We start from the raw sequence: 18,867 nt of genomic DNA, 5'->3' as shown, positions 1-18,867 counted from the left end.
TCGGCCGCACGCGGCTGCTCTAGGCACGTTCACAGATTATGCAAGGCGGCGTATAGCGCGAACGCGAACAGCGCGGCCGCACCGACGATGAAGCCGAGCACGAAGGTCCAGAAGCCGCCGCGGCGCCGCGGCTTCGCCTCCACTTCAGGTTCCGGCACCTCGGTCGACACCAGCGCCTGCTCGCGCTCGACCATGCGGCGCGCGATATAATCCGTGACTGCCTTCACGATGACGGGCACGTCGTGCGATTCCGTCAGCACCTTGCGGCCGTAGCGGGTGTCCTGCACGAAGCGATAGATGCGCTTGTCGCGTCCCATCAGGACATGGGCGACGACGTCGATCCACAGCCGCGGCGTTTCGCCCTGGCTGATGCCGCGATCGAACAGGTCGACCGTGTCGGGGATTTGCGCAAACAGCGGATCGAGCGCCTCGTTGAGGATTTCGAGCCGGGCGACTTCGGCATCGCGCAGATCGACGACCACGCCGGTGCGGTCGGCCGCCTCAATCCGCGCCTGCCGCAACGCGTCGCGCAACCGAATGGGGCGCGTTTCGCTGGCGGCCTGGCTTCCGGTATTTGGCGCGTCTGACATCCGCTTGGTCGCCTTATGCTGAAGGTCCCACCCGGGGTTAACCTATCAGTAACCACGTTTTCCGCAAAGGCCGTTTGTTGCCAATGGCTTACGCCTTTGATTCTTCAACCTCTCCCGCTTGCGGGGGAGAGCCTGCCCTCGGGCTTGACCCCGAGGGTCGACGCGCTCGGCAGCGCAATTGCGCGCCAGAGCGCGGCGGGTGGGGGCTCTCTCAATTGGCGCCAGTGCTTGCGGAAGCACCCCCACCCCCCGCGAAGTGCGGGAGAGGGAGAAGAAAGCGCGCTTACCGGAAGACGCAAGCGGCCCCACCCGGATGTCCGGATGGGACCGCTTCGTCCTTGGACGTCTTTCTTCTAGCTGTTTGGCCTGGCCGATCAGGCCACGACGCGGGCGGGTTCTTCCACGATGGAGAAGCGCACGCCAGCCTTGTGGCGGCTCTCTTCCGAGACCTCGCGCCAGCAGTCCTCGGCCTCTTTGCGGGTCTTGAACGGACCTTTGACCTGGGCCGAGCCTTCCACCAGCTTGTGGAAGTTCATCGAACCGAACTCGCCGCCGATCACCCAGAAATTGCTGCCGCTTGTCATGATGGCCTCCTTCTATTCAGCCGCTTGAATGTGGATTTCCGAACCCTGCTTCTTGAACTGCGCGGCTTCGGTCGAGTCGTGGAGCGCCGTGGTCGACGAGGTGCCGCCGGTGATGGTGGTCGAGACCAGGTCGAAATAGCCGGTGCCGACTTCGCGCTGGTGGCGCGTCGCCGAATAGCCGTGCTTCTCGGAAGCGAACTCGGCCTGCTGCAGGCGGGAATAGGCCGCCATGCCCTCGGCCTTGTAGCCGCGCGCCAGTTCGAACATGCCGTGGTTGAGCGAGTGGAAGCCCGCCAGTGTGACAAACTGGAACTTGTAGCCCATCGCGCCGATTTCGCGCTGGAATTTGGCAATCGTCGCCTTGTCGATATTGGCTTCCCAGTTGAATGAAGGCGAGCAGTTATACGCCAGCATCTTGCCGGGGTAGACCTTGTGCACGGCCTCAGCGAATTCCTTGGCCTCTTCGAGGTTCGGGGTTGAGGTTTCCCACCACAGCAGATCGGCATATTTTGCGAACGCAATGCCGCGCTTGATGCAATGGGCGAGACCGCTGCCGGGCTTGAGGCGGAAAAAACCTTCCGCGGTGCGCTCACCGGTGATGAACTCGCGATCGCGCTCGTCGACATCGGCCGTAATCAGTTTCGCACTCTCCGCATCGGTGCGCGCCAGCACAAAGGTCGGCGTGCCGCAGACGTCGGCGGCGAGCCTTGCCGCGATCAGGTTGCGCTCATGGGCTGCGGTGGGGATCAGCACCTTGCCGCCCATGTGGCCGCACTTCTTCTCGGAAGCCAGCTGGTCTTCGAAGTGCACGCCGGCAGCGCCTGCCTCGATATAGGCCTTCATGATCTCGAACGAGTTCAGCGGGCCGCCGAAGCCTGCTTCCGCATCCGCCACGATCGGCACGAACCAGTCGATCTTGGCGCCGCCCTCGGAGTGCTCGATCTGATCGGCGCGCTGGAAGGTGCGGTTGATGCGGCGGCAGAGTTCCGGGCCGGCGTTGGCGGGATAGAGGCTCTGGTCCGGATACATCGCGCCTGCGGTGTTGGCATCGGCGGCGACCTGCCAGCCCGAGAGGTAGATCGCGGGCAGGCCGGCGCGCGCCTGCTGCATCGCCTGGTTGCCGGTGACGGCGCCGAGCGAATTGACGAAAGGCTCCTTCTTCAGCGATTCCCAGAGCCGGTTGGCGCCACGCTCGGCGAGCGTGCAGGCGATCGGCACGGAGCCGCGCAGCTTCTCCACCTCGGCGGGGCTATAGGGGCGGCTGATGCCATCGAAACGCCCCTTGGGCGCGGGAACCAGCTGTTCAAAAGTCTTCGCCATTTTCGTATTCTCCAATCGACATTCGTGACAGTGCGCCGCGAAACGTGACGGGAGCTAAACGCTAATCTTCTTAATTCGTATATGCTCCTTGCATTCTAATGATGATGACATGTAACATATGAACTTGTCATGGATGTCATTTTGTCATTTTTGTTATAAAGTCAGTCAGCGAGGCTGCCATGGCGGAAGGTTCCGGAAAGAAGCTGTTCGTCGGACCGCGATTCCGGCGCATCCGTCAGCAGCTCGGCCTGTCGCAAACCCAGATCGCCGAGGGACTCGGCATTTCGCCCTCCTATATCAACCTAATCGAGCGCAATCAGCGCCCGGTGACGGCGCAGATATTGCTGCGGCTGGCGGAGACCTATGACCTCGATTTGCGCGATCTCGCCAGCGCCGACGAGGACCGGTTTTTCGCCGAACTGAACGAGATCTTCTCCGATCCGCTGTTCCGCCAGATCGATTTGCCGAAGCAGGAACTCCGCGATCTCGCCGAATTATGCCCCGGCGTGACCCATTCGCTGCAACGGTTGTACGCGGCCTATACCGAGGCCCGCCGCGGCGAGACGATGGTCGCAGCCCAAATGGCCGACCGCGACGAGGGCACGCGATTCGAGGCCAACCCGATCGAGCGCGTCCGCGACCTGATCGAGGCCAACCGCAATTATTTCCCCGAACTCGAACAGGCCGCCGAAACCCTGCGCGACGAATTGAACGTGTCCTCCGAGGAGTTGTTCGCAGCCCTCGGCACCCGCTTGCGTGAGAAGCATTCGATCGTTACCCGCATCATGCCGGTCGATGTGATGCGCGAGACCTTGCGGCGGTTCGACCGTCATCGCCGGCAATTGCTGATTTCGGAATTGATCGACGCACCCGGCCGCGCGTTCCAGCTCGCCTTCCAGCTAGGGATTGCCGAATGCGGTGCCAGCCTTGAGGCCATCGTTGGTCGCGCCGGTCCGCTCGACGACACGCCGCGCCGGCTCTACCGGATTACGCTGGCGAATTATTTCGCCGCCGCCGTGATGATGCCGTATCAGGCTTTTCATGGCGCGGCTGAAGCGCTGAGCTACGACGTCAACGTGCTGGCGCAGCGATTCAACTCGGGCTTCGAACAGGTCTGCCATCGCCTGACCACGCTGCAGCGGCCGAACGCGCGCGGCGTGCCGTTCTTCATGCTGCGCGTCGACAATGCCGGCAACGTGTCGAAGCGGTTTTCCTCGGGCACTTTCCCATTCTCGAAATTCGGCGGCACCTGCCCGCTGTGGAACGTGCACTCGACCTTCGACACGCCGGACCGGCTGCTCAAGCAGATCATCGAGCTGCCCGACGGCGTCAGGTATTTCTCGATCGCGCAAGTCGTGCGCCGGCCGGTGGCGCCGCACCCGCAGGCCCAGCCGCGCTTTGCCATCGGGCTCGGTTGCGAAATCCGCCATGCCTCCCGGCTGATCTACGCCAGCGGGATGGATCTGGAGAAAACCGAGGGCACGCCGATCGGCGTCAATTGCCGGCTCTGCGAACGCGAAAACTGCAGCCAGCGTGCCGAGCCGCCGATCACCCGCACTTTGATCCTCGACGAGAACACGAGACGGGTGTCGTCGTTCGCATTCTCCAATGCGCGCGAGTTGTGAGGGGCGATTCGAGACAAATTCTGAAATCAGAAATCGATCAGCGCGCCGTTGCGGGCACGGGCGCTGGCGGAGTGATGACGGCGGCACCTGCCACGGCCAGCTTTTCCTTGGTGATCAGCCATTTGCCGTCGGTGCGGGTCAGTTCCACATCCCAGGTGCCAGGCGCGACGACGACGGTATTGTCGGCTTTCCAGTGCCAGGCCTGAACATAGGCGTTGACGATGGCGCGATCGGCGCCGGGGAAAGAGACCGTCACATTGGTCAGGTGATGCGAGGTCTTGACGAAGCCGCCGCCGTCGAAGGCCCGCTTGGCGAAGGCAGCGCGCATGTCGATCGATGTCATGTCCTTCGGAAACGGGCAGGACGGGCCCGGGCAGTTGGTCGGTTCGCCTCGGCCGATGAACGCCGAGAACTCGAAATTCGAGGCAAAACATTCTTTCCAGATGGCGAGGCCGCCGTCGCGGTCGCCCCGGCCGATCTTGTCGATCCCGAAGGGGTAACAGGTCACGTGATTGCGGACGGCGGCGTCGTCGGCCGGGCCGTCGGCGCGGGCGACGGCGCAGGCCATGACGGACAGAGCCGACACCAGCGCTACAGCAATATGTTTCACGCGCTCCCCCGTTTGCAGGCCGCGGCGGCAAAATGTCCGGCTTGACGCGATCAGAGCTTGGTCGACGCCCGGGACAGGAGTTTCCAGTCCGCGCCCTGCTTCTGCCAGTTCATCAGGATGTGGAGATTGGTGGAGCTCTTCTTGCCGTCGGGCACCGCCTCGCTCTCGCCGACCCAATGGAATCGCACGATCGCCGCGTCGCCGACGACACGGATTTTAGGGTCCTCGTAAGCCAGCGACAAAAACTTCGATTTTCCATTGGTGGCGTTGGCGATGAAGGTCGTCTTGTCCTCGATCCTTGCATCGGAGTGACTGTAGCTGAGTTCGGGCGCGCAGAGCGCGTCGAGCGCCTTGGCATCGGCGGCGACCTGAGCCGCGCGGAAGGCCTCGACATTCTTCGCGACGGCCTCTTCATCCGCCGAAGCCGCCAACGCCGGGACCACGCTTAGGAGTCCAACGGCAAGCGCCGGCAACGCAGCCAGCCTGCGACGATCGATATTCATGGTTTCCTCCAGCTCCTGTTGTGTGAGGGTAGTCTTGCAGTCACGGCCGGGTTTGTCGAGCGACGCTTCTGCTCGCCGCGCGGATCGCAGGCTCCGCGCAATCCGCTTTCGCACTGCGGCAGGCGACAAGCTGCTGCGCGGTGACCTGCGCGGTCTGGTAGCGATGTGCGATGTTTTTCATCGGCGCCAACTGGCAATAATTTCCATGGCGCCCTACGCTGGGAGCCCCGGATGTGTGGAATGGCCTCATGAGCACAAGGATCGCCTGGATCGTCCTGATCGCGGCAACAGCTTTTTTCGCCGCGGCCGGCTGCAGCTCGGCGCAGATCGTGGCCCTCGGCGCCAGCGCTACCGCGGGATACGGATTGCCGTCATCGGAATCGTTTCCGTCCCAGCTTCAGGCCATGCTGCAGGCCAGGGGCTCCGCGACGCAGGTGACCAACGCCGGCGTCAGCGGTGAGACCACCAGCCAGATCCTCTCGCGCGTCGACAGCTCCGTGCCCGAAGGCACCAGGATCGTCATCTTGAGCCTTTTCATGTTGAATGACGGGCATCATGGCGTTTCGCCGGCCATGCACCGCGCCAACGTCGCCAGCATCCAACAGAGGCTTCGCGCGCGCCACATCAGGATTGTCGATGCCAGCGGCCTGATCATGGCGGCAGCAAAGGCCGGACTGCTGCAGCGCGACGGCCTGCATCTGACGGCGGAGGGCAATCGGCGCGTCGCCGCAGGATTGATGGCCTCCCTGCGCTAGGTTCTTGTAGGCGCGCCATCGGTTGCTATTGCGCCACGGCGTCCATGGCGCGGCTTCCTTTCGAACTTTTAATCGAGCGCGGCTTGGCCCGCCCGACGGGATGGCGTAAGGCGCCGCTTATCGCTAGCCTTGGCTCGCGATCCCCTGACCGCAGCGCTTTGGCGTCCAGCCCTCGGGCGCCCGGATGCCGTCTCGACAAATCCTCTGACCCGGATAGCCACGCCCATGTTCGCTTCATTTTTTCCCCGACCAAAACTGTTCTTCTTATCGGCCATCGTCTGGACCGCGATCGCGATGGCGCTGTGGTACAGCTTTGCCAGCGATCTCGTCGGCTCATCCGAACAGCTGCCCATCGGTATCGCGATGTTCCTGTCCGGGCGGGAGCTCTGGTTCGACCTCTATTTCGCACTCTTTGTCGCGATCTTTGCCGGCGCCTGGATGGTTTTTTCACCGCATCCCTGGGCACCGTGGTCGATCATCGGCTCGGCGCTGATCCTGTTCACCTCCTACTTTCAGGTCGAGCTCAGCGTCGCCATCAACGGCTGGCGCGGGCCATTCTATAATCTGATCCAATCGGCGCTTACGAAACCGGGATCGGTGACGCTGGAACAATTGTACGGCGGAGTGGCAACGTTCGCAGGCATCGCCACGGTCGGCGTCGTGGTCTCGGTGCTCACGAGCTTCTTCGTCAGCCACTACATCTTCCGCTGGCGCACGGCGATGAACAGCTACTATGTCGCAAACTGGCCCCGGCTTCGTAACATCGAGGGCGCCTCGCAGCGGGTGCAGGAAGACACCATGCGGTTTGCGACGACAATGGAGAGTCTAGGCGTCAATCTCATCAGGGCCGTGCTGACGCTCGTGGCTTTCCTGCCGATTCTGGTCACGCTGTCCGGCAATATCACCGAGCTGCCCCTGGTCGGGTCCATCCCCTATTCACTGGTGTTCGCCGCGGTGATCTGGTCGGTATTTGGAACCGGGCTGCTGGCCTTGATCGGCATCCGCCTGCCCGGAATCGAGTTTTTCAACCAGCGCGTCGAAGCCGCCTATCGCAAGGAACTGGTGCTTGGCGAAGACGATCCGGCGCGAGCCGACCCTCCGACATTGAACGTCCTGTTTGGCAACGTCAGGACGAACTATTTTCGGCTTTACCTGAATTTCATGTACTTCAACGTCGGCCGCTACGTCTATCTGCAGACCGACGTCATTTTTCCCTACATCCTGCTCGCACCGACGCTGGTCGCCGGCAAGATCACGCTCGGCCTGATGCAACAGATCCTGAGTGCGTTCGCGGAAGTGCGTAGCTCGTTTCAATACCTCATCAATGCATGGAGCACGATCGTTGAGCTGATCTCGATCTATAAGCGGCTGCGCGGCTTCGAGGCCAAGATTCACGACGAGCCGCTGCCTTCGATCGAGATGCGAACGGAGGGCACCGCGTAGCGATGGTCGCACAGCACCGGCGTCACCCGTGAGCGGGCCAGACACGCGCGGCTAGAGAATGATGAGATTAGGTCGAGCCGGCAGCGCTAACGCTCCCTCTCCCCGCTCTTCCGCGGGGAGAGGGCTGGGGTGAGGGGCTTTCTCGACATAGGGACTCGCGGAGAGTCCCCCTCACCCGGATTGCTTCGCAATCCGACCTCTCCCCGCAAGCGGGGCGAGGTGATCCGAACTCGCACGTTGCCGATTCAATTCAAAGCCATCCGCGGCTAGGGTTCGACCCCAAGCCGCTGCAAGGCTTGCCGCGCGACCGCACGGGCAGGGTCGAGCGCCAACGCCTGGCGGTAATCGGCAATCGCCTTGTCGCGATCATTTTTCTTCTCGTAGATCTGGGCGCGTATGAGATAGCCAAAGGTGTAGCGCGGATTCAGTTCGATTCCCTTGGTGAGATCGGTGATCGCCTCGTCCAATCGACCGAGCCGGCCATAGGCCGAGCCCCGTTCGCCATAGGACCGGTAGAATTTCGGATCGATCTGCATCGCAGTGGAGTAGTCGGCGAGCGCCTGGTCCGGAAGACCCTTGTCGTCGTAGACATTGCCGCGGGTGACATAGCTGAACGCGGAATCGGGTTTCAATTCGATCGCTTTGCCGAGATCGCCGAGCGCCCGGTCGTACTCCTTCTTGCGATAATAGGCGACGCCACGATTCGAATATGCATCCGGATATTTGGGAGAGATCGCGATCGCCGTCGTGTAATCGGCAATCCCGAGGTCGATTTGACCGTTGTCGTCATAGGCGTTGCCGCGCGCCACATAGGCGCGGGAGTCCGGCTTGAGCTTGATCGCATTTGAATAGTGCCTGATAGCCTCGGCGTAATTGTTCTGGTCGTAGGCGGTCTGGCCGGCCTGGTACTCGCTGGCGGCATCGGCAAACGCCGGCGCGACGACAGCCACCAGCAAGCTTGCGACCAGCATGAGGAACCGCATGGCAATCTCCCCCGATCCCATTCAATCCGAACGCATGATAGCCCATGACGAAGCCCTCGGTAAGCCATGGCCGTCCGCACCGGCATCGGGCCGTGACCCCTGGCGCAGGTTGGCTGGTCCGCCCCGCAGGGCGTGGCTGATGACGTTGCCTGGCGGGGATGCTAGGACACGACGATCGCCTCCGACTTCAAGCCAATCGGTAACCGCATGCGAAAGTTTCCAACGGCACCATTTCTTGCCGGCATCCTGCTGACACTGCTCGGCGGGCCGCAACCGAGCTGCGCCCAATCGCCTGCGGCGAGACCCGTCGCCGCGCCGGTCTCGCGCACTGCGGCCGCCTGCCACAACGGCATGACCTTCGATCGCTTCCTCGCCGACCTAAAACAGCAGGCGGCCGCGGCCGGGGTGTCGCAGCGCGCGCTCGCGGAAGCCTCGCCCTACCTCGTCTACGACCAGGGCATCGTCAACCGCGACCGCGGCCAGCGCGTGTTCGGTCAGGTGTTCACCGAATTCGCCCGGAACAGGGCGTCGGATGGCGCGGCAAAAAACGCGCAGGCGCGAATCCGGATGCATGTGGCAGCGTTCAACCGCGCCGAAAAGGAATATGGCGTGCCGCCGGCCGTGATTGCCGCCTTCTGGGGGCTGGAGAGCAGCTTTGGCGCCGAGCTGGGCAATCTTCATACGCTACCATCGCTGGTGTCGTTGGCATACGACTGCCGCCGCTCGGAGCGGTTCGTCGGCGAGACCATCGCCGCGCTGAAGATCATCGATCGCGGCGATCTCACGCCTGACGAAATGGTCGGCTCATGGGCTGGTGAACTCGGCCAGACGCAATTTCTGCCGACGCATTATTTCACCTATGCGGTCGATTACGACGGCGACGGCCGCCGCGATCTCCTGCACAGCGCGGCCGACGTGATCGGCTCGACCGCCAACTACATCGCCAGCGGGCTGAAATGGCGGCGCGGCGAACCCTGGCTGCAGGAAGTGCGGGTGTCCGCAGCATCGAATTTTCCATGGGATCAGGCCGATCTCACCATCCAGCTGCCGCGCACGAAATGGACGCAACTCGGCGTCACCTATCCGGACGGCAAGGCGCTGCCGAACGACGACCTGCCGGCCTCGCTGCTGCTGCCGATGGGCCGCACCGGGCCGGCGTTTCTCGCCTATGCCAATTTCGCCGCCTATACCGAATGGAACAACTCGCTGATCTATTCGACCACGGCAGGCTACCTCGCCACCCGCATCGCGGGCGCGCCGCCGATGCTGCGTCCGGCAGCCCCCGTGGCGCAATTGCCGTTCAACGAGCTGCGCGAGCTCCAGCAATTATTGGTGCGCGCAGGATTCAATGTCGGCAAGGTCGACGGCGTGATGGGCCAGCAAAGCCGCAGCGCCGTGAAGGCGATGCAGATCAAATACGGCTTGCCGGCGGATTCCTGGCCGACCGCCGAACTATTGGCGCGGATGCGCGGCGTGCCGCGCGCGCAGGCCGTTCCGCAGGGCGCCACGGCTGTGCGATAGGGCCCCACGGCGGAACGCCGCCATCGTCATTGCGAGGAGCAAAGCGACGAAGCAATCCATTCTCTCTTTTCCCGAAGAACATAGATTGCTTCGCGGAGCCTGTCATCGGGCGCGCATTCGCGCGACCCGTTGGCTCGCAATGACAGTAAACAGAATCTCGAGATTCCGGGTTCGATGCTCCGCATCGCCCCGGAATGACAACAAAAAAAGAAAGAGAGTCTCACATGTCCATCTACGACGCTACCGTACCGGCCTTCCTGCAGATCCTCGGCGGCCTCACCGGCATCCTCACCAAGGCCGAAGCTCACTGCAAGGCCAAGAACATCGCGCCCGAGGTGCTGCTTTCCGCGCGGCTCTATCCGGACATGCTGCCGTTCAGCAAACAAATTCAACTGGCCTGCGATTTCGCGGCCAAGAGCTGCGCACGGCTGGCGCAGGTCGAGGTGCCGACCACGCCGGACACCGAAAAGACCTTTGACGAGCTGAAGCAGCGCCTGGCGAAAACCATCGACTATCTGAAGGCCTTCAAGCCCGCCCAGTTCGACGGCGCCGATGCGCGCGATGTCAGCTTTCCGGTCGGCCCCACCAACACGATGACGCTCAAGGGCCAGCAGTTCATCAACAACTTCGCGTTCCCGAATTTCTACTTCCACGCCGCCATCGCCCACGGCATCCTGCGCCACAACGGCGTGGAAATCGGCAAGCGCGATTTTCTCGGGGTGAGTTGATTTTCCGGCCGTGATTCCGGGGCAGCCCGCAGGGCTGAACCCGGAATCTCGCAGCTAATCTGCGTCCGCTGAATGGCTCGCGGCTTGCCGTGAGCCTCCGGAATGCACACTTCACTGGGGATTTGACGTTCCCCGCCCTACTCGCCAATCACCGAGAGCTGCAAAAATGAGCACGCCGACCGAACTGTTCGAGCCCTTCAAGCTTGGCCCGATCATGCTTCCGAACCGCCTCGTGATGGCGCCCTTGACCCGCAACCGCGCGGTCGCGGGCATGGTGCCGAGCCCGCTGGCAGTCGAATATTACGGTCAGCGCGCCTCCGCCGGACTATTGATCACCGAGGCAAGCCAGGTCTCGCAGCAGGGCCAGGGCTATCAGGACACCCCCGGCATCTATTCCAAAGAACAGGTCGCAGGCTGGCGCAAGGTGACGGAGCGCGTGCATGCGCGCGGCGGGCGCATCTTCATCCAGATCTGGCATGTCGGACGCATCTCGCACACCTCGCTGCAGCCCGACGGCGGCGCGCCGGTGGCGCCGTCGGCGATCCGCGCCAAGGGCAAGACCTTCGTCAACAACACTTTCACCGAGATTTCCGAACCGCGCGCGCTGACGCTTGCAGAGATTCCCGGCATTATCGAAGACTTCCGGGGCGGCGCCGCGAATGCGCTGGCGGCCGGCTTCGACGGCGTCGAGATTCATGGCGCCAACGGCTACCTGCTGGATCAATTCGCCAAGGACGGCACCAACACGCGCACCGACGCCTATGGCGGCTCGATCGAAAACCGCGCCAGACTGATGCTGGAAGTGGCAAAAGCGGTGACGGCGGAAGCGGGCGCCGAGCGCACCGGCATCCGCATCTCGCCGGTGACGCCGTCCAACGACGTCTCGGACTCCAATCCGCAGCCGCTGTTCGATTATATCGTCGATCATCTCAACGCGCTGAAATTGACCTACATCCACGTCATCGAAGGCGCCACCGGCGGGCCGCGCGACGTCGCGCCGTTCGACTATGGATCCTTGCGCAAGCGCTTCAAGCAGGCCTACATCGCCAACAACGGCTATGATTTCGAACTTGCGACCAAAATGCTGGCGGCAGACGCGGCCGACCTGATCGCATTCGGAAAACCCTTCCTCGCCAACCCGGATCTGGTCGAGCGCCTCAGGCGCGCCGCACCGCTGAATGCGCCGGACAAGGCCACCTTCTACGGCGGCGGTGCCAAGGGATATACGGATTATCCGAGCTTAAGCGAGGCGCTCGACGCGGCACAGTAAAGCGAGGCGCTGCTGGATCATCGCCTCCAGGCCGGTACGGATCAAAGTTTCGGAGCGCTGCCTTGCGGCGTCGGATTGCGCTCGTTCTTCTCCGCAACTAGCGCGTCGCTATCGATCGTGGCCGCGCTGATGATGCGCTTGAAATCCACCAGCGTGAATTGGGCAATTCCGACCCGGTCCGGCGAGATGCCCGGCGCCAGTTCCACGCCCAGCGCGCCATCGCAGTTGGCGCCCTTTGCCTCGACCAGCATCGCGCTTAGCGTTTTGTCCTTTGCCTGCGAACGCTTCACGCCGGCCACGCAGCTGCCGTGGCCGTTGGCGTCATCGAGCTTGATCGCGGCTCTCGGATCCAGCGGACGGTCGATCGCCTCGAGTGCCGAGGTGTCCTTGTATTTCGCTCCCACCGATACGGTCTTGCCGGCGCGATAGATGTAATAGAGATGATGGTCACCGACGATGGTCGGCGCGCCATATTTATCCATGACCTGCTTGATCATCTCGGCCTTGGGCGGCTGCTGGTCCTGCGCGAACGTCAGGCTTCGCGCTATGAAATAGGCGCGGTTGGCGCTGGCGGGCGAGGAGAAGCTGACCGAAAGCATTTCACCGGTCTGTTTCGGGCCGGAAGGAGAATTGAAATTCAGCGCCGCGATATAGCTGACAGCGGTATCCCCGAATTTCTCCTGCTGAATGTCGATCTTGGCATCGGTGCGGTCCTTGAAGGTCGACAGGATCGCCCGCGCGGTGTCGGCCGTGGAGTCGGTGGAGATACCCAGAATATCCGGGCGCAGCTTTGCCTCGAACGCGGACTCGGAAGCCTTCGCCTTGATTTCGTAGGCAAAGGACGCCGCGGGCAGCGTTGCCGCACCCGCGGCAAGAATTGCAACCAAGGCACGGCGAAGCATGATCCACCTGCGAAATCAACTAAGAAACAAGGAAGCGAAAAGCATTACGCCAAATTTTCAACCGCAATGTCAACCTCGAAGTTCCGGCCGAAGATGCCTACGGTTCGTGCCGTTCAAGACGACGAAGAAGACTCGATATTTTTTTGATCCTGTTGAGGTCTCGCTACTTTTCTGATCGTCGTTTCGACGCAGCAGCGCCGTTGTTATGGTGATCCCGGTGGTCTGGAAAATCTGGCGGCAATCTCGCATCAACCCGCAGGCAGGGTAACGCTCATGTCCGCCCTCCCGCTTCCCGCAAGGGATTTTCGAGGGGGACATGATGCGCCGCGATCCAGTCGTCGAGGGCGGTGATTTCGGCAGCCGACAGTCGCAATCCGAGCTTGGATCGCCGCCACACGATGTCTTCGGCGGTCAAGGCCCACTCCACGGACATCAGGTACCTGACTTCGCGCTCCGTCAAGGTGGCGCCGAAAGACTGGCCGAGATCGTCGAGCGATTTGGCGTTGCCGAGCATCTTGCCGGCACGGGTGCCGTAGGCATGTGCCACCCGGTTGGCATGCGCGGTGTCGAGGAACGGATAGCTGCGCTGCAGTTCCGCCGTCAGCGCCGGGATCGCCGAGACGTCCATGTCGCCGCCGGGCAGCGGCGACTTCGCGGTCCAGCCCTCGCGCGCCTTCAAGTCCTCGCGGGGCGCGGCGCCGCGCAAATAGGGCTCCAGCCGTTGCAGCGCCTCCTCGGCCAGCCGCCGGTAGGTCGTGATCTTGCCGCCATAGATCGACAGCAGCGGCGCGCCGCCGGGCGTGTCGAGTTCGAACACATATTCGCGGGTGGCGGCCTTGGCTTCGCTGGCGCCATCGTCATAGAGCGGACGCACGCCGGAATAGGTCCAGACGACGTCCTGCGGACTGACCGGCTTTGCCAGATACTCGCTGACGGAAGTGCAGAGATATTCTATCTCCTCGCTCGAGGCTTTCACCTTCGACGGATCGCCCTCGTAGTCGCGATCGGTGGTGCCGATCAGCGTGAAATCCTCCTGGTAGGGAATCGCGAACACGATCCGCCCGTCGCTGTTCTGGAACATGTAGGCGCGGTCATGCTCGTACAGCTTCCGCACCACGATGTGCGAGCCCTGCACCAGCCGCACTTTTGCCCGAGCGTTGACGCCGGCACCCAAGGCCAGCACCTGCTCGACCCAGGGACCGCCGGCATTGACCAGCACGCGGGCGCTGATGACCGTGTGTTCGCGGGTGAGCGTGTTTTCGACCGTGACGCGCCAGATCCTGTTCTCCTGCCGGATCTCGACCGCGCGCGACCGCGTGCGGATGTCGGCGCCGCGGTCGGCGGCATCGCGCGCGGTCAGCACCACGAGGCGCGCGTCATCGACAAAACAGTCGGAATATTCAAAACCCTTTGTGAAGCGGCCGGGGACCAGCGGTTTTCCGACCTCGTCTGTTCTGAGATCGACCGAGCGGGTCGGCGGCAGCAGGTGCCGGCCGCCGATATGGTCGTACAAAAACAATCCGAGCCGCAACAGCCAGGTCGGGCGCAGCCCATCATGATGCGGTAGCACGAAACGAAGCGGGCGAATGATGTGGGGCGCGATCTGCCAGAGGATTTCGCGCTCGATCAGCGCTTCGCGAACCAAATGAAACTCGTAATATTCGAGATAGCGCAGCCCGCCATGCACCAGTTTGGTCGAGAAGGACGACGTCCCGCTCGCCAAGTCGTTCATTTCACAAAGGAAAACCGAATTGCCTCGGCCCGCCGCGTCGCGTGCGATGCCGCAGCCGTTAACGCCGCCTCCAATGATCGCGAGGTCGAATATTCGATCCAAAGGCGATTTCCTGGCGCTCGCCGGTTCACTTTGGCGATTTCGCTTTCAGTTTTGAATAAATCACAACCAAATGTGAAAGCAAGAGAAAAGGGAACCTGGATGCAAGAGATCCATTTTGGAACGTGATGGAGGATTTGTTCGCTCAATTTTGGAATGGCACACACCTAGCGGATTTAAAGGGGGATTTCGCGTGCTTTGACTCGCCTCTAGCGTGCTGCGGCGGGTAGCTTTCGCCCATGGACCCACTGGGATTCGGTAGGATCATTGCGGATAGGTGGGGCATCCTAATGATGTCCCCTGATGCATTTGCGGCGGTATTGGGATTTGGATTTCTTCTCGGGTTAACGATAACGCGGATATTCTTGAATGAGCGCCTAACCCACCAGCAAAACAGAATCTCCGATTTGCAAGCGGTGCTGGACGAAAAGCTACCTGCTACTCTCTTGCCGCCTAGAAAGCGCAGTAAGCAAATGTCTTTTGGGCTGATTGCCATTTTTGGCGGCGTTATCGCGATCCTAGTAGGTGTCTTTTCGCTCTTTCTCGATAGAACCCCACGATCTCTCGCAGAATCATCTAAATCCGCGGTGCCGGTTAAGGAGATTCTAAAATCAGGGTCGTCGCCTTCGCGAGTGTCAACATTGGAGCGCCTAATACGCGCCGCGACTATCGACTGGAGCAATAAGGAACGCCTGTCCTTACAGGGGCGTTTCACCCGATCAGACGGTCCTCTCTCAGTTTACGTGACCTATGGTCAGACTGGTGGAATAGAACCTCCGGTCGTAATAAACGGAACACTCTCAATCGAACCGAATTAAAATCGGTTCGATTGCTCACTTTGATCGAGATGAAAAAGCAAATGTTACGATCGGTCATGTGACCGCGGTCGAAGGAAACCAACAAATAATACAGTGGGGAGAACCCGAACAAAACAATACCAAGGTTGGAATCACATGGGCAAGCTATTTTGGCTCGATTATCTTTGTGTGGCCTGACGGCAGAGAAGAATCCTATCCCTTCGCCATAGTAGCTAAATCCGAGACTGGCAGAGGGGTCCCGCCCGTTATTATTGGTCCTGACATCTTGATGTCGCAGATATCCGAAGGCCCAAAATAGGACGACGCTAATCCAGCGGTTTTGCTATCTCAATCGATGAAGCTTCGCCAAAAGCGGTGATCTTTTTTCCACTGTGTCAGCCCTCGCCGCCTTCGGGACACCGGGGCATTGCCCCTGACCTATCTTAGCCGCGTAACGGTCGAAGGCGCTTCCACCGCCGGCTCGTCGATATCGGGCGCTGCCTTCGGCATCGCCTCGATCACCTCGATGCCGCGGGTGTGGCACACATTGGCGAGCCCGGCCGGCAGCGCGATGTCGGTCACGAAGGTCTGGATCTGGCTGATATGGGCGATGCGGACCGGCGCGCTGCGGCGGAGCTTTGTCGAGTCGGCGACCAGCATCACGCTGCGGGCATTGGCGATGATGGCTTGCGCCGCCTGCACCTCGCGGTAGTCGAAGTCCAATAGCGCGCCCTCCTCGTCGATCGCCGACGCTCCGATGATGGCGTAGTCGACCTTGAACTGGCCAATCAGGCTGATCGCGGTCGAGCCGATCACGGCGCCATCGGCGCGCCGCACCGCGCCGCCGGCCACGATCACCTCGATGCGCGGGTGGCGATAGAGCAGCATCGCGACATTGAGGTTGTTGGTGATGACCAGCAGATCCTGATGCGAGGTCAGCGCGCTCGCGACCTCTTCCGTTGTGGTGCCGATGTTGATGAACAGCGAGCAGCCGTTCGGGATCAGCGCCGCGGCGGCGGCCCCAATCGCCTTCTTCTCCTCCGCGGCGACGAAGCGGCGCGCCTCATAGGCGAGGTTTTCCACGCCGGAGGCGATGATGGCGCCGCCATGGATGCGGGTCAGCGCGCGGTGGTCGCAGAGATCGTTGAGATCCTTGCGGATGGTCTGCGCCGACACCTCGAAACGCCTTGCGAGGTCCTCCACCATCACCCGGCCAAAGGCGCGGGCGATGTTGAGGATTTCATTCTGGCGATGGGTCAGGCCGGTCATGACGGCACCTCGCAGACAAGAGCGCGGCCCATGGTGCGGCCGTTCCGTCATCCGGTCAACGCGTCAGATCGGCGGCAAGGGCAGCCCGGCGAGGATAGGGGAATCCTGGTTAAGGCGTCGCGCGGACCTAGCGCTAGCCCATCACGCGGCGCACGAAGGCTGCCCCCTTCGTCACCACGCACATGTAGGAATAGGTTTCCACCGTGTCGCCCGCGACCGTATCGAGGTCGACCATGATCGGCCGCGTCTGGCCCTGCCACGTCGCCAGGATCGCCGGCGGCACCGGCCGGGTCCGGGTCTTCTTGACCACAATGCCGGAGATATGCGGCAACGTTTCGGTGGCCTTCGATATGCAGGCCCTGTTGTCTTCCGCCCGGCCGCTTCCGGCAGCAAACAGCATCACCAGCGCCGCCAGGACTATTCTGATCCGCATTCAGTTCTCCGACACGTCGCGAAAGCAGCCAGGCATTTTCAACTCGCCGTCGCCCCGACAACGGCAGTATAGCGGACATTGCGGCGCTGGATGCCGCTCCAGCCTGGAAAATCTTTTGTCACACCGAGTTGCGCGAGGTCCAAACCGGCTTCGCACAATTTGCAGTGCAGCAATATGACGGCCTTCGACGATATGTGTCTTTCGGTTGCCGCTAGCTGATTGTAGCATCCGTCAAAATGAACCGGAACGAACCGGTTCCCGCGGGAGAGACGACCAACCAAAAGGGGAAATATTCAATGACCATGGCAGTCACGCACGGGGCGTTGTCCGAATCCGATCATAACGCCCAGTTGCGCAAGGCAGTGATCGCATCGACCATCGGCACCGCCATCGAATGGTACGACTTCTTTCTCTACGGCACGGCAGCCGGGCTTATCTTTGGCAAGCTTTATTTTCCCAACCAGGATGTCCTGACGGCGACGCTCGCGGCCTTCGCCACCTATTTCATCGGCTTTGTCGGACGCCCGATCGGCGCCGCGATATTCGGCCACTACGGCGACCGCATCGGCCGCAAGGCGACGCTGATCGCCACGCTGCTGTGCATGGGCATCGCGACCTTCCTGATCGCCTTCGTGCCCACCTATTCGTCAATCGGCATCTGGGGCGCGATCATCCTGACGGTGTTGCGGGTGTTTCAGGGTATCGGCGTCGGCGGCGAGTGGGGCGGATCGGTGCTGCTGGCGATGGAATGGTCGCGCACCCACGGTCAGCGCGGCCTGGTGGCTTCCTGGCCGCAATTCGGCGTGCCCTGCGGCCTGTTCCTCTCAAACCTTGCCGTCCTCGCATTCAGCCAATTGACGGGCGACCAGTTCATCACCTGGGGCTGGCGGCTTCCTTTCGCGCTCTCGATCGTTCTCGTCGGCGTCGGACTGTGGATCCGCCTTGGCATCCTCGAGACGCCGGTATTCCAGCAGCTCCTGGACGAAAAGAAGATCGAGAAGACCCCGGTCATTGAGGTCTTCAAGCGGCATCCGAAGGAGATCCTGCTGTCGGCCTTGCTGCGGATGTCCGAGCAGGCGCCGTTCTATATCTTCACCGCCTTCATCTTCGCCTACGCCGTCGGTACCTTGCACATGTCGCGCGATCTGATCCTGGCCGCGGTGCTGGTCGCCTCCTGCGTCTCCTTCATCACCATCCCGCTGTCGGGCCACATCTCCGACCGCATCGGCCGACGGAAGATGTATGTGATCGGCGCGGTAGCCACGGGCCTGTTCGGCTTCCTGTATTTCGGAATGGTGGACACCGCAGCTCCCGTGGCGGTGTTCGTCGCCATCGTGCTGTCGCTGATCCCGCACGACATGCAATACGGGCCGCAGGCGGCGCTGATCGCGGAGGCCTTTACGCCGCGATTGCGCTACAGCGGCGCCTCGCTGGGCTATCAGCTCGCCTCGATCATCGCCGGCGGACCGGCGCCGCTGATCGCGACGGCGCTGTTTGCCACCTACCACTCCGGCTATGCGATTTCCATTTACATCGCTGCCTGTGCGGTAGTGACAATTGTGGCGGCGGCGTTCATGCCCGACTACACTGGCAAGGACATTTCGAAGGAATATGACGCCTGATCCCGGGCGCAGCGCCGATCGTCGGGGAGGGCCTGGGATCACCCCAGGTCCTCTTGTTTTATCGGACGCGTGCAAAAAATC

17 protein-coding genes are annotated in these 18,867 nt (G+C 61.9%); 7 read left to right on the top strand and 10 right to left on the bottom strand.

All coding sequences use genetic code 11. The annotated features are described in order from the left end of the window. Nucleotides 1–29 precede the first annotated feature (29 nt). From VK804_RS22290 to aceA, 3 genes are all read right to left on the bottom strand, one after another. Nucleotides 30–590: a hypothetical protein gene (locus VK804_RS22290; RefSeq protein ID WP_325374248.1), complete on the bottom strand. Its 561-nt coding sequence runs from the start codon at nucleotides 588–590 to the stop codon at nucleotides 30–32. A gap of 374 nt (nucleotides 591–964) precedes the next feature. After that, nucleotides 965–1,174 carry a DUF4170 domain-containing protein gene (locus VK804_RS22285; protein ID WP_325374247.1) on the bottom strand — a complete coding sequence of 70 codons (210 nt, stop codon included), beginning with the start codon at nucleotides 1,172–1,174 and terminating at the stop codon, nucleotides 965–967. A 12-nt stretch (nucleotides 1,175–1,186) separates the two neighbouring features. Next, nucleotides 1,187–2,494 carry an isocitrate lyase gene (gene aceA / locus VK804_RS22280; protein WP_325374245.1) on the bottom strand — a complete coding sequence of 436 codons (1,308 nt, stop codon included), beginning with the start codon at nucleotides 2,492–2,494 and terminating at the stop codon, nucleotides 1,187–1,189. Nucleotides 2,495–2,673: 179 nt separating this feature from the next. Between aceA and VK804_RS22275 the strand changes: the two genes are divergently transcribed. After that, the gene (locus VK804_RS22275; protein WP_325374244.1) at nucleotides 2,674–4,119 is read left to right on the top strand and encodes a helix-turn-helix domain-containing protein; all 1,446 of its coding nucleotides are present in this window, start codon (nucleotides 2,674–2,676) and stop codon (nucleotides 4,117–4,119) included. A gap of 37 nt (nucleotides 4,120–4,156) precedes the next feature. Here VK804_RS22275 and VK804_RS22270 read toward each other — a convergent pair whose 3' ends face one another. Both VK804_RS22270 and VK804_RS22265 read right to left on the bottom strand, forming a co-directional pair. Continuing rightward, nucleotides 4,157–4,729: a nuclear transport factor 2 family protein gene (locus VK804_RS22270; RefSeq protein WP_325374243.1), complete on the bottom strand. Its 573-nt coding sequence runs from the start codon at nucleotides 4,727–4,729 to the stop codon at nucleotides 4,157–4,159. Nucleotides 4,730–4,779: 50 nt separating this feature from the next. Then, the gene (locus VK804_RS22265; protein WP_325374242.1) at nucleotides 4,780–5,232 is read right to left on the bottom strand and encodes a nuclear transport factor 2 family protein; all 453 of its coding nucleotides are present in this window, start codon (nucleotides 5,230–5,232) and stop codon (nucleotides 4,780–4,782) included. A gap of 248 nt (nucleotides 5,233–5,480) precedes the next feature. Between VK804_RS22265 and VK804_RS22260 the strand changes: the two genes are divergently transcribed. Then, on the top strand, nucleotides 5,481–5,987 hold the full coding sequence (locus VK804_RS22260; RefSeq protein WP_325374240.1) for a GDSL-type esterase/lipase family protein: 507 nt from the start codon (nucleotides 5,481–5,483) through the stop codon (nucleotides 5,985–5,987). Between the two features lie 225 nt (nucleotides 5,988–6,212). Further along, nucleotides 6,213–7,430, top strand: a complete 1,218-nt coding sequence (gene sbmA / locus VK804_RS22255) for a peptide antibiotic transporter SbmA (protein WP_325374238.1) — start codon at nucleotides 6,213–6,215, stop codon at nucleotides 7,428–7,430. Between the two features lie 266 nt (nucleotides 7,431–7,696). Here the strand turns inward: sbmA and VK804_RS22250 are convergent, their stop codons facing one another. Beyond that, nucleotides 7,697–8,413, bottom strand: coding sequence for a tetratricopeptide repeat protein (locus VK804_RS22250; RefSeq protein ID WP_325374236.1), 717 nt, complete (start codon nucleotides 8,411–8,413; stop codon nucleotides 7,697–7,699). Between the two features lie 351 nt (nucleotides 8,414–8,764). On the opposite strand from VK804_RS22250, the gene VK804_RS22245 reads away from it, so the two are divergent. The 3 genes from VK804_RS22245 to VK804_RS22235 all read left to right on the top strand — a co-directional run bounded on the left by VK804_RS22245 (nucleotide 8,765) and on the right by VK804_RS22235 (nucleotide 11,932). Continuing rightward, complete coding sequence (locus VK804_RS22245) at nucleotides 8,765–9,934, top strand: lytic murein transglycosylase (protein WP_325374252.1); 1,170 nt, start codon at nucleotides 8,765–8,767, stop codon at nucleotides 9,932–9,934. 224 nt (nucleotides 9,935–10,158) lie between these two features. After that, nucleotides 10,159–10,662: a DUF1993 domain-containing protein gene (locus VK804_RS22240; RefSeq protein ID WP_325374234.1), complete on the top strand. Its 504-nt coding sequence runs from the start codon at nucleotides 10,159–10,161 to the stop codon at nucleotides 10,660–10,662. A 166-nt stretch (nucleotides 10,663–10,828) separates the two neighbouring features. Beyond that, nucleotides 10,829–11,932: an alkene reductase gene (locus tag VK804_RS22235; RefSeq protein WP_325374232.1), complete on the top strand. Its 1,104-nt coding sequence runs from the start codon at nucleotides 10,829–10,831 to the stop codon at nucleotides 11,930–11,932. A gap of 41 nt (nucleotides 11,933–11,973) precedes the next feature. Here the strand turns inward: VK804_RS22235 and VK804_RS22230 are convergent, their stop codons facing one another. The 4 genes from VK804_RS22230 to VK804_RS22215 form a co-directional block, all read right to left on the bottom strand. Next, nucleotides 11,974–12,834 (bottom strand): hypothetical protein, encoded by an 861-nt coding sequence (locus VK804_RS22230; RefSeq protein ID WP_325374230.1) that lies wholly within the window; start codon nucleotides 12,832–12,834, stop codon nucleotides 11,974–11,976. A 271-nt stretch (nucleotides 12,835–13,105) separates the two neighbouring features. Continuing rightward, the gene (gene glpD, locus VK804_RS22225; protein ID WP_325374228.1) at nucleotides 13,106–14,668 is read right to left on the bottom strand and encodes a glycerol-3-phosphate dehydrogenase; all 1,563 of its coding nucleotides are present in this window, start codon (nucleotides 14,666–14,668) and stop codon (nucleotides 13,106–13,108) included. Nucleotides 14,669–15,900: 1,232 nt separating this feature from the next. Next, nucleotides 15,901–16,731 (bottom strand): DeoR/GlpR family DNA-binding transcription regulator, encoded by an 831-nt coding sequence (locus VK804_RS22220; RefSeq protein WP_325374226.1) that lies wholly within the window; start codon nucleotides 16,729–16,731, stop codon nucleotides 15,901–15,903. A gap of 133 nt (nucleotides 16,732–16,864) precedes the next feature. Then, a complete protein-coding gene (locus tag VK804_RS22215; protein ID WP_325374224.1) occupies nucleotides 16,865–17,164 on the bottom strand; it encodes a hypothetical protein in 300 nt (99 codons plus the stop codon). A 296-nt stretch (nucleotides 17,165–17,460) separates the two neighbouring features. Between VK804_RS22215 and VK804_RS22210 the strand changes: the two genes are divergently transcribed. Then, complete coding sequence (locus tag VK804_RS22210; RefSeq protein ID WP_325374222.1) at nucleotides 17,461–18,786, top strand: MFS transporter; 1,326 nt, start codon at nucleotides 17,461–17,463, stop codon at nucleotides 18,784–18,786. Nucleotides 18,787–18,867 lie beyond the last annotated feature (81 nt).

The sequence above is a fragment of the Bradyrhizobium sp. genome, assembly GCF_035484855.1.
Lineage (GTDB): Bacteria > Pseudomonadota > Alphaproteobacteria > Rhizobiales > Xanthobacteraceae > Bradyrhizobium.
The sequence above is the reverse complement of the archived record's forward strand: the minus strand, read 5'-3'. Positions and strand labels throughout refer to the sequence as shown.